The organism is Pararhizobium antarcticum (assembly GCF_001885585.1).
GTDB classification, from domain to species: domain Bacteria; phylum Pseudomonadota; class Alphaproteobacteria; order Rhizobiales; family Rhizobiaceae; genus Pararhizobium; species Pararhizobium antarcticum.
The window spans coordinates 1-10,372 of sequence record NZ_LSRP01000143.1; the positions used below are offsets into that span (position 1 = coordinate 1).

The 10,372-nt window shown below is 57.0% G+C and carries 10 protein-coding genes; 2 read left to right on the forward strand and 8 right to left on the reverse strand.

From position 1 onward, the window contains the following. Positions 1 to 339 (reverse strand): phytanoyl-CoA dioxygenase family protein (locus AX760_RS24795; RefSeq protein WP_483428569.1); only part of this gene is annotated, 339 nt, incomplete at its 3' end. Between the two features lie 115 nt (positions 340 to 454). Between AX760_RS24795 and AX760_RS24800 the strand changes: the two genes are divergently transcribed. Then, positions 455 to 1,498 (forward strand): LacI family DNA-binding transcriptional regulator, encoded by a 1,044-nt coding sequence (locus AX760_RS24800; RefSeq protein WP_071835697.1) that lies wholly within the window; start codon positions 455 to 457, stop codon positions 1,496 to 1,498. Positions 1,499 to 1,802: 304 nt separating this feature from the next. On the opposite strand, the gene AX760_RS24805 is transcribed toward AX760_RS24800, so the two are convergent. Then, positions 1,803 to 3,800 carry a glycoside hydrolase 5 family protein gene (locus tag AX760_RS24805; RefSeq protein WP_071835698.1) on the reverse strand — a complete coding sequence of 666 codons (1,998 nt, stop codon included), beginning with the start codon at positions 3,798 to 3,800 and terminating at the stop codon, positions 1,803 to 1,805. Between the two features lie 189 nt (positions 3,801 to 3,989). On the opposite strand from AX760_RS24805, the gene AX760_RS24810 reads away from it, so the two are divergent. Continuing rightward, the gene (locus AX760_RS24810; RefSeq protein ID WP_245295100.1) at positions 3,990 to 4,958 is read left to right on the forward strand and encodes a LacI family transcriptional regulator; all 969 of its coding nucleotides are present in this window, start codon (positions 3,990 to 3,992) and stop codon (positions 4,956 to 4,958) included. Here AX760_RS24810 and AX760_RS26940 read toward each other — a convergent pair. The 6 genes from AX760_RS26940 to AX760_RS24835 all read right to left on the reverse strand — a co-directional run. Further along, positions 4,931 to 5,284 carry a hypothetical protein gene (locus tag AX760_RS26940; protein ID WP_175552132.1) on the reverse strand — a complete coding sequence of 118 codons (354 nt, stop codon included), beginning with the start codon at positions 5,282 to 5,284 and terminating at the stop codon, positions 4,931 to 4,933. The two genes, AX760_RS24810 and AX760_RS26940, sit on opposite strands and share 28 nt — an antisense overlap. A 178-nt stretch (positions 5,285 to 5,462) precedes the next feature. Continuing rightward, entirely contained in the window at positions 5,463 to 6,560 is a 1,098-nt protein-coding gene (locus AX760_RS24815; protein ID WP_071835700.1) for a M24 family metallopeptidase, read from the reverse strand. Positions 6,561 to 6,638: 78 nt separating this feature from the next. Beyond that, positions 6,639 to 7,787: a galactonate dehydratase gene (gene dgoD / locus AX760_RS24820; protein WP_071835701.1), complete on the reverse strand. Its 1,149-nt coding sequence runs from the start codon at positions 7,785 to 7,787 to the stop codon at positions 6,639 to 6,641. Position 7,788: 1 nt separating this feature from the next. Then, entirely contained in the window at positions 7,789 to 9,021 is a 1,233-nt protein-coding gene (locus tag AX760_RS24825; protein ID WP_071835702.1) for a CaiB/BaiF CoA transferase family protein, read from the reverse strand. A gap of 28 nt (positions 9,022 to 9,049) precedes the next feature. Continuing rightward, positions 9,050 to 9,835, reverse strand: a complete 786-nt coding sequence (locus tag AX760_RS24830) for an enoyl-CoA hydratase/isomerase family protein (protein WP_071835703.1) — start codon at positions 9,833 to 9,835, stop codon at positions 9,050 to 9,052. Next, on the reverse strand, positions 9,832 to 10,372 hold a 541-nt coding region (locus AX760_RS24835; RefSeq protein WP_210187390.1), incomplete at its 5' end, for an aldose epimerase family protein. The genes AX760_RS24835 and AX760_RS24830, both read right to left, overlap by 4 nt.

The following is a 10,372-nucleotide window of genomic DNA, read 5'->3' on the forward strand; positions in this document are numbered from 1 at the left end:
GTACCTGGCGCCCTGGAACGGGACGTCAAGACCGATTTCAACGATCTGGTAATCTGGACCCAAAACGTTGGTGCAGATCTCGACTAGCCATGGATGCGTGACCAGATCGACAAAACCACCAAAATCCTGCGGATGAACTTCGACATACCAGCGCCGTGGACCACGGCCAACAGCGCCACCCGGTCGCTGGATTGCGGACCAGAACGCGGTCATCATATCTTCGCGCATTGCGTCGGCCCATTCCGGCGTAAAGGCACCCTTTAGCCCAATAATCCCGTCCGCCGCAAGCGTCTTTAACTGATCGGAAACGTCGTATTCAGGTTTGATATGCGTGTTCATGGGTCACCTCCTTGGAAAGCTCATCGTATCGCAGCTAATATTTATTAGTCAATGGATAATAATCTCTAGTCCGGTTAAGAACCCTATCAATCGATGGAAAGATGGATGCGAATGTATGAGCGGGAAAAAGATTTCAAAGCGGGTGACGATGATGGATGTAGCGAAAATCGCCGGCTGCTCGCAAGCCACAGTTTCGGTCGTACTCAACAACACCGCCGACATTAAAATCTCTGCGGAATTGCGGGCCCGCGTGGTGAATGCTGCGCGTTCGCTGGGCTATGGTGCGGCAAGCCCGATCAGGCGGGCAGCGCTTCAAGAGTTGCGCGGCGGCTGTATCGGCTTCATCGTCGACCAATTGGCGACGACACCGGAAGCCGTCAACGCAATCGAGGGTGCGCGGCAGGAATCCTGGGAGGATGACGTAACCATTCTCGTTGCCCAAAGCCAAGGGCGCGCCGAGCCTGAAAGAAGAGCCGTCGATCGCATGCTTCGCGCCGACGTCCGAGGCATCGTATATATGTCAATTTTTACCCGACGTGTTGCGCCGGACCCGTGCTTCGACAATCTGCCCGTGCCCGTCGTTCTTCTCAATTGCTACACGAGTGACAACCGCTTCCCATCTGTCGTCCCGGACGAAGTAACTGGCGGCCGCACTGCGACAGCGGCGTTGATTGAACAGGGACACAGGCGGATTGCCACGATATCCGGCGAGACTTTTATGGAGGCCTCGCAGGACCGGCTTGCCGGATACAAGAGAGCCTTGACGCAGGCTGGTTTGACCTATGACCACCAGTTGGTTGTCGAGGGCAACTGGACCGTCACCTCCGGCTATGAGGCGACACAGAAACTGCTTTCCCTCAACCCGCGCCCAACGGCAATTTTCTGCCAGAACGACAAGATGGCGATGGGTTGTTTCGACGCGATTCGAGATGCCGGCCTGAATATTCCAGACGATATTTCCGTAGTCGGCTACGATGATGATGAGCTTACGCGTCACTTGAGGCCTCAACTGACAACAGTGGATTTACCTCACCGGGCGATGGGGGGCTGGGCGATACGCCAACTCGAAAAAAGGCCCAAGGGCAGCACCCCACCTTACTCAGTAAACAAAATGCCTTGTGCAGTGATTGAACGTGCATCAATACGCCGTTTTTTTTGATCATGCGGTCGCCAATGATCAGTTCAGGTTTTTATGAATTTTTTTAATTTTGCGGCCTTACGTAGTCAGAGTTATGTGTAAGGCGACTGTAGGACCGCATTTAACGATGCGACGTGACAGCCAGAATGCACACGAGCCCGCAGCATAGATTGGTTCGATGGGAACCACGGACCGACTGCTGACTACCCATATCTCCATTCATTGTCGCGCAACTGCGCGCGCGATCGAAAGCGGTAAGCTCATCAGTTTTCAGCTGACGTTCTACTCGAGAGCCTCAATGGATCGACTGCTGACGCATGGTTGCCTACTCGGTCACTCTCGCCTGCATGATCGCCGCATCCATGGCCGGAATCTTAATCTCAACGCGCTCACCGTTTCCAACTATCTCGCCGTAAACTGACTCGAAACGCCAGCCTTCTCGCTTCGGGGCTGTGACGACCCGATCCGTTCTTCCGTGGTTGATCAGTACAACCAGCCGTGTCTTCGCGTCACATGGGTGCTCGGTGACAGCGATAGCAGGATCATCCACATAAACCAGACGGTTTGTCTGGATCGCAGCAGCGATCGATGCGTAGAGTTTCCAGTAGGTCTCGACCTGAGGGTCCCGCAGAGAACCGGCATTACGAGAAAGTTCGACCTCTAAAGGAAATGCTAATCCATAAATCGTCCCCAGACCGAATTGGTTACGCCAGAATATCGGAGCGCGGGTGTCTTCACACCATCCGAGCCCCTCCCCGGATGTCAGCTCGAGCCGGATGTCCTCTGCCCCGAGCATTGCGAGCGGGGCCTGCGTGTCGCCCTTCAGTATCATCGTCATGCTTCGCGTAGCGCGCGCCCGACTGACGATCTCGGCGCCGAACGCCTCGCTGAAATGTGGCACGATGCCATTCCCGAACGAGACATACAGAGTTGCTCCCTCACGAACCTCGTCCAACAATTCGAGCCACTTGCGCTTGGGAACGCAGCTCGGCCCTGTCAGTGAAGGTAGCAGGTAGAGTTGCGCTTTGGGGATCGCCGCCTCGATCGTAGAAAATCTGATCTCGAGCTTGGCTTGTTTCGCCAGAATGAAAGCCCCATAGGCTGCTGCCCAGTCATCCTGATCATGTGTCAGGATACAGCAGGCTTCGGCATGCGGTGGTGGCAGAGTTCCGTTGGGAATGCGCGACATTACGTCATGAAACCTCTGAAACTCTTCCAGGACGGGCTTGGGGCTCTTGTCCGATCGAAGCAGTCCCAACTCGACTTCGATGCCGTTCCAGTCATAGGGTGCCTCAACAAGCTCCGTCTGATCATGGGCGCACCACCATGAAAAAGCCCTGCAATCGTTTGCCCATAATGACCACATACTCAGCCGCGCGAACTGGGCTGTAGTGTCATCACGTGAGATCATTGGCCCCATCGTGCCGATTTCTTCGGCGATGCAGGGCTTGCCCCCGATATCGCGGTATAGACAGGACTCGGCAGTGGCATGAAAAGTGGTGCGGAAGTCGTTTACATGGCCAAGATCCGCGTGGCGAACCCAGTAGGGATACGGATGCGTAGTCAGGATATCCGTCAGTTCGGCCTGATCCTCGATAAGCCATTTGTTGTCATGGCCCCTCAGCCGTGTCGATAGGGAGTGCATGCCAGAGATAAGCGGACGATGCGGATCAGAAACCCTGATGGCATTCGCAATCGTCGCCGTCCAGACGTAGGTATCCTCTGATGAAGCAGCCTCTCCCATGCAATTGCATTCGTTTCCAAGGTCCCAAGCGACGATCGCGGTTTCGCCTTTCATAAAATTGACGAATTCCTTAACGAAACGGACCTGCCAAGCGATACTCCTTGGATCGCTGATGGGATTGAAGCCCTCAAGGGCTTGCGGAACGAAAAGGCGGCCGCTCATCCAGCCTGTGATCAGCCCGACGACCAGCTTTAGTCCGCACTGCTCCGCGATTTTGCAAAAGACCTGAAACCTTTCGAGCATTACTGCCGATAGGCCTGAGCGACCAAGCGGATCGTCTGCCAGCGGGATTTCTCCATGCCGAAACTCTTGCGGTTTGCCGAATTGTCCTCTGAGAAGCATGATTGGCTGAAAGTCAGGCCAGAGCGGAAACACTCTCAACCACTTCACACCATGACGCGCCAGGGTCTCCAAGTCATCTCTTACGCCTTCGGGCTGCCAGTTCCGCCACATTGCCGTGCCCGCATGCGAAGCCCAATAATTGCAGCCAAGGCTGAGCCGGCCCTCCGGAAACAGCGTTGGATCGATCGTTTTTAACTGATCTCCAGAACCTTGGGTCTCGTCCCTCCAGGAATTCATTTCAGGCCTTTCCCACGAATGAGCGTAATCGATTTAGATTCAGATGAATATGGAAAAATTCGCGAATAACAACCTATTTTTGCTGTTTTTTGGGGATTTGCGAACACTCGAAAATCTGTTTACCCTACCTACGTAATCGATTTCGTAAACTGAGGTTTTTTCGTGAAGCAACCGAATGAGAAACCAACTTTGAAAACCATCGCCCAGGTCACCGGGCTTGCTGCCGCAACAGTGTCTCGCGCTCTGAACGACGCCGCAGATATCAGCGCATCCACAAAAGAGCGGGTGCGGCTCGCTGCTCGGCAGGTCGGTTATCGGCCAAATCGAGCCGGATTGCGGCTGCGGACCGGGAAGACACGCGTCGTGGCGCTCGTCCTGAATATCGAGGATGAAATTCTTGGCATCGTTAGTCCATTGTTGAGTGGTGTAGCGGAAGTGCTCGAGGCTTCAGAATACAACCTCGTCGTCATACCCGAGACGCCCGCTGGGGATCCGCTGAAGCCGGTGATGGACGTTATCAACAACGGCATGGCCGATGGCATCATCCTTACGAGAACGCAGCCCTATGATCTGCGCGTCAAAGTCCTGACCGATCGCGATTTTCCCTTTGTGACCTATGGTCGAACAGATATGAAGATCAAACATCCCTATATCGACTTCGACAATGAGGCGTTTGCCTACGAAAGCGTGCGGCGGCTAGCAGCGCTTGGGCGGCGCAACTTGGCCCTTCTGGCCCCGCCTCCCCACCTGATGTTTCACAGACATATGTCGGACGGATTTCGCAGAGGAATACGCGACTTCGATTGCATGGAAATGCCACTCGGCGACATCGATCTCGACACGCCGCTGCAGGAGGTTTTTAATCGAGGAAGGAAACATTTTCTCTCCACACACAGGGCCGACGGGATTGTCGCCGGCAGCGCCTCGGCCAGCGTCGCGCTTCTTGCCGGGCTTGAGCAGGCGGGTGCTACAATTCAAGCGGACTTTGACATGGTAGCCAAAGAACCGGCACGTTTTACAGAGTGGATACGTCCCGAGATCATCGCCATCAATGAGGACATACGTGGCTCCGGAATTGCCTTGGCCCGTACGGTGCTGTCAATTGCAGCCGGGCACCCTCTGCAGTCCCTTCAACAGGTGCTTTTTCCATCCGATTGAACGGATGTAACAACTGAATGGGAGTGCCAAAGCGTGATTATGTCCCAGGCCATGGTGTGGGTTTGGTAGTTGCCGCGCCTTCCAGACAGAGCTGGGAACGTTTCGGTACTCGGCCCGATCTGGTCGGCGACATTGAGCCACCGCTGACTTGCAGCCTCCAGCGTGTCTTGGGCAGAAGGCCGGGCGATAAAGGCGAACGCCACGCGTTTGAAAGAAGAGCGCGCTCCCTCCAGTGTCCCCGGAAAAGGGACGTTTCTTGCCGGAAAGACGGTGGCGGATGCGATTCCGAAAATGAAGTAGTCATCACGGACATCCTGCTGCGCCATCAGCAAGTCAGCTTGCTGTTCGACAACGACTAGCTCCACTCAACCGGTTCGCGCTCGATGAGCACGCCGGATGGCATGTCGGTATATTGGCGGGTTTGGTTGGACCGATGAAGGACCGATGAATGCGTCCGGCAATGATCACTCCATTCCGGTTGATACCGCGAACTGGTCGCAACAATCAATCAAACTTGAACTCGGTCATCACGTCTGCGCCGGTTGCCGTCACGCGGAGCATATGCTCGCAACGCACTCCCCCAATTCCCGGTAAATACGCACCCGGCTCCACCATCAGAACCATATTCTCCTCGATCAAAGCCCCCTCCTGCGGCACAATGCGCGGCCATTCATGAACGGAGGTACCGATGCCGTGGCCGGAATGATGCGGGTATGAAAACCCGTCTCTTTGCATGTTTGTTCGAAGCGCGGCGTCAAACGCCTGGATCGTGAGTCCCGGCCGCAGCGTCGAAATCGCTAGCATAAGGGTGTCTCGGGCACTATCATACATTTTGCGCCAAGCGTCAGACGGTGCGCCCACAGTAAAGCTGTTGCAACTATCCCCCCAATAGCCTGCAACACGCGGCGCGAGATCGCAGATCACCGGGTCACCCTCCAAAATCCGACGTACTCCCGGGCTAGTTCCCAGCGCAGCGGTGTGATCGACACCGGCGAGATACTCTCCGGCAAGCGCGCATCGCTCGCCAGCTTTTTGCTCCATTACGGCACGGATCCCGTTCAATACCTCAATTTCCGACACGTCTACGCACGACAAGCTGCGCGCAGCGATCTGCCCCGCACTGGCAACGGATGCGGCTATGCGCAACGCAAGAATTTCAGAGGACGTTTTAACGGCACGCGCACGATCCAGCGCATGGTCCATCGGAATGAAAATCGGCATCAGCTCGTTAAGGCTGGCGGGGTGAGAGCCCATTTGAACAGCTATAACTCCACCGACATTCAAACGCCGCATCATACGCTGCACAGCGGCGCGGTAATTAACGATCTGGTCGACGATATCGCCAGCGAAACCGGCATAGACTTCGGCCTCGAGTGAGCCTGACAGGTCCGCCGCCTCCACATTCGAGCAGACAAGTCCTACTGCGCCTTGTCGCCCAACGAAGGCGAGTGCGGGTCCGCCGGTAAACGGAGATGGTCCGGTCTCGATCGGGATGACCTTACCGGTGGCATAGCAAACCGCATCCGACGTGCTCAGCACCGCCCAATCTGCCCGAAGTTCGGAAAGAACGTCGCGGATTCGGTCTTGGCGGTCCTTTGTCATGGTGTTGGTTCCATCATTTCTTGCCCAATTGCAGAGTTAAGGCAAGTTCCAATACAAGGAGCGTGGCTTCATGGCAGGTTACCACTCAGCGACCGAGCCGTCCTTGTGCCGCCAGACCGGAGCCCGCCACCGGTGGCCAGTTCGAGCGGCCTCTGCAACCCGAGCCTCATCGATTTCTATACCAAGACCCGGACCCGTGGGTATCTGCAAGCAACCACCTGACAAAACAAACCCACCACCCGGAAGCGTATAGTCAGCCAGATCGCCTTGTTGGTTATAGTGAATGCCGAGGCTTTGCTCCTGGATAAAGGCGTTGTGGCACACCGCATCCACCTGCAAGCAGGCTGCAAGTGCGATTGGCCCCAGTGGACAATGCGGGGCCAGCGCCACATCGTAGGCCTCCGCCCAATGACCGATACGGATCGTCTCGGAAATTCCGCCGACATGAGCAGGATCGGGATTGATGACCTGTGCCGCCCGCCGCTCGAAGACCGGTTTGAAATCATAACGAGAGTGAAGACGTTCTCCGATGCACAACGGTATGCTGGTTGCACGCGCCAGATCAGCCATTGACTCGACCATAGCCGACACTACCGCGTCCTCGACAAAAAGCGGCCTAAGGGGCTCCATTTCCTTTAAAAGGATACGTGCCATCGGGAGGTGAACACGCCCGTGGAAATCGAATGCGAGGTCCATGGTCGAGCCAACGGATGCGCGCAGATCGAACAGGCGTTTCAGGATCGTATCAACCGCAGCATAGGTATCGACTATCTGCAATTCCTCGCAGATGTTGAACTTGACCGCATCAAAACCGCGGTCACGCATGGCATGTGCGCCTTCGATCAATCCGCCCGGTCGATCGCCACCGATCCAGCAGTAACTGCGGATTCGCTCCCGCACCGGCCCACCGAGTAACTCGTAAATCGGCACGCCAAGCGCCCTGCCCTTGATGTCCCAAAGGGCGGTATCGAGCCCAGCTATAGCGCTCATCAGCACGGGGCCACCACGATAGCAGCCGTTCCGATAGAGCATCTGCCAGATGTCCTCGACGCGCCGTGGATCCAGGCCGATGACGAAATCGGCAATCTCGGCGAGTTTGGCAGCCAGCGTTTCGGCATGCCCTTCCAGGACTGGTTCACCCCAGCCGGAAACTCCCTCGTCCGTTTCCACTTTGAGGAACAGCCAGCGGGGAGCGACCAGAAAGGTTTTAAGCGCCGTGATCTTCATCTCATGCGTCCAGGGCGACAATTGTGCCGCGCAAGACCAGCTGGTCGATTTGCGCGTCAGTGAACCCCTCCATGCGCAGGATCTGACGGCTATGAGCACCGTAGGCGGGCGCGGATGTCATCTTTTTAGGGCTCACGGCCGGAAAGCGGATGCCGGGCGCAACAGTTGTGTAGGTTCCACCTTTTGGATGCTCGAGTTCAATAAGCATTTCGCGCGCCTGCGGATGAGCAAGGAAAGCAGCATAGTCATTGGCCACCATGCACCAGATTCCCAGAGGGGCCAGCAGCGAATCCCACTCTGTCGCTGTTGCGTGAATGAGCTTTGCAGCCACTGTCGCCACGATCTCATCACGCCATGTGGTCAGCGCCGCGACATCGCCCTGGCTTGGGCGGCTCGCCTTCAATGTCGACAAAGCCGGCAAGTCGAGCGCTCGTGCCAGCACATCAAGGTCGGCCTGCGCGATGGCAAAATATCCCTCGGCGCATTTATAGAGCCCATAGGGCGGTTCCTGGTAAATAGAGACCTGGGGCTGCGTTCCACGCGCGGGCGGAGCATCGGCGGCCAGAAAGCTCGTCACCTCCTGGCACTGCATCTCCATAATGGCGCCCATCATGGAAACCTTGACCTCCTGGCCCCGGCCGGAAACGCCCCGTGCCACCAGGCCCGCGAGCACGCCTTCGCAAACCATATGCGAAGCGGTGACATCGACCATGTAAAGCGGCGATGCAGCCGGCAGGCCATCCAGTGTTCCGCCGTTGAAGGTCAGGCCCGTAAAACACTGCAGCAACAGGTCCTGTCCTGGACGATCCTTCATCGGCCCTTCGTCGCCATAGCCGGTGATCGAACCATAGACGAGACGCGGATTAAGCGCTGACAGCGTTGCGTAATCGATACCCAATTTTTTCGCCACGTGCGGGCGATAGTTCTGGACGAGAACATCGGCACCCAGAACCATCCTGTTCAGAATATCGCGGCCGTCCTCAGACTTCAGATCCAGCACAAGGCTGCGCTTATTGCGGTTTAATGTGACGAAACATGTCGCATCCCCAAAGCGGGTCACACCGGCCATGGGCGCGTGGCGGGCAAAGTCTCCGCCGCCCGGCGCCTCGATCTTGATCACGTCGGCACCCATTTCCGCCAGACGCTGTGTACAAAGCGGACCGGCCATGGCAATCGTCAGGTCCAGAACGCGGAGTCCAGTCAAAGGGCCATGCTGCGTGGTGTTCTCAGTCATTTAAACCGTCCTTCGATACAATTGAAACCTAGCGCCCGCGAAACACCGGATCGCGTTTTTCGCTGAAGGCTGCCATCCCTTCGCGCGCGTCCTCGGTCATCATGCACAGCGTGTATCCGTCGTTTTCCCAAGCAAGGCCTTGGGCGATCGAGGTGCCTTGGCTCTGCTTGATAATCTGCTTGGCAGACTGGACAGCGATGGGAGGATTGCGTGCTAGTCGCGCCGCAATCGCCCGCACCTCGGACATTAGCGCATCAGGAGCAACAATCCGCTGGACCAATCCGACGCGATAGGCCTCGTCCGCCGGAAAACGGTCACCCGTCAAAATCCAGAGAGCCGCGTTTCCGTAGCCTATCAGCCTCGGCAGGATGGATGTATTGCCGGAGCCGGCATGCCATCCACGCTGCACTTCCGGCGCTCCGAACGTCGAGTTGGGGGTTGCGATGCGGATGTCGCAGCACATGGCAACTTCAAGGCCACCACCAAGACAATATCCATTGATCGCGGCGATCGCAGGTTTGCGCAAACCGAGGAGAGGCGCGATGTAATCGCGATCGTAATCGGCCCGGTTGCGGCCATCCCAAGGCGTGCCAAGATCATCGAGCGCGTTGACGTCAGACCCTGCTGAAAACGCACGGCCGCCGGCACCCTCGATGACCAGAACCTTGATACTTGCATCGGTATCGATCTGGCGCGACAGTCTGGCGATCTCGCCTCCCATCGCGGCTGTGATGGCGTTGTGCTTGGCTGGCCGGTTGAGCGTTATGTAAGCGATGCCGTCTTCGAACCGAAACAGAATGTGGTCGTGGCTCACACGAGTGTCCTCCGGTTGGGGCTGGTCAGCGTCATGCGGACGGACCAGCGGTGAGTGGCCTGCGGCCGAAGTGTCTTGGCCTGACCGATCGCCTCAGCAGCGCAAAGGTGATCGGCGGATGCGGTCGTAGGCTCCAGCGCCACCTGGTGGACCGGGTCAACCGCAGGCCATCCGCCGTAGGAAAGCCAAAGCCCGAAAGCCGGAACGCCGTCCCAAGAAAATTGGATTCCGCCGCGCGGATTGACGATCTCCGCCGAACCCCCGGCGGACGAAAGAGCATAGGATTTCAGCGCAAACCCATCGGAAGCCGGACCGATCACGCGGAGGTCGCGTTCCCGATAGGCCGGCCAGATATACGGCAAATCACCCGCCGTCATCGTGCAGCATCCGGACAGTGCAATGCGGTCTTGCGGCGTTGTTGCGAGCAGGCAATGCTGGCTCCACAGATAGGTGAATGCCGCTGGGCTGGTGTTCGTCACCGCATATGCGGCCATCAATGTCGCGTCTGTCAGGGTAAGTGTGCGTACGAAGTGAAAC

Coding starts and splice junctions, on each gene's coding strand:
- AX760_RS24800 (WP_071835697.1), top strand. CDS start 455: ATGAGCGGGAAAAAGATTTCAAAGCGGGTGACGATGATGGATGTAGCG.
- AX760_RS24805 (WP_071835698.1), bottom strand. CDS start 3,800: ATGAATTCCTGGAGGGACGAGACCCAAGGTTCTGGAGATCAGTTAAAA.
- AX760_RS26940 (WP_175552132.1), bottom strand. CDS start 5,284: ATGGCGCAGCAGGATGTCCGTGATGACTACTTCATTTTCGGAATCGCA.
- AX760_RS24815 (WP_071835700.1), bottom strand. CDS start 6,560: ATGACAAAGGACCGCCAAGACCGAATCCGCGACGTTCTTTCCGAACTT.
- dgoD (WP_071835701.1), bottom strand. CDS start 7,787: ATGAAGATCACGGCGCTTAAAACCTTTCTGGTCGCTCCCCGCTGGCTG.
- AX760_RS24825 (WP_071835702.1), bottom strand. CDS start 9,021: ATGACTGAGAACACCACGCAGCATGGCCCTTTGACTGGACTCCGCGTT.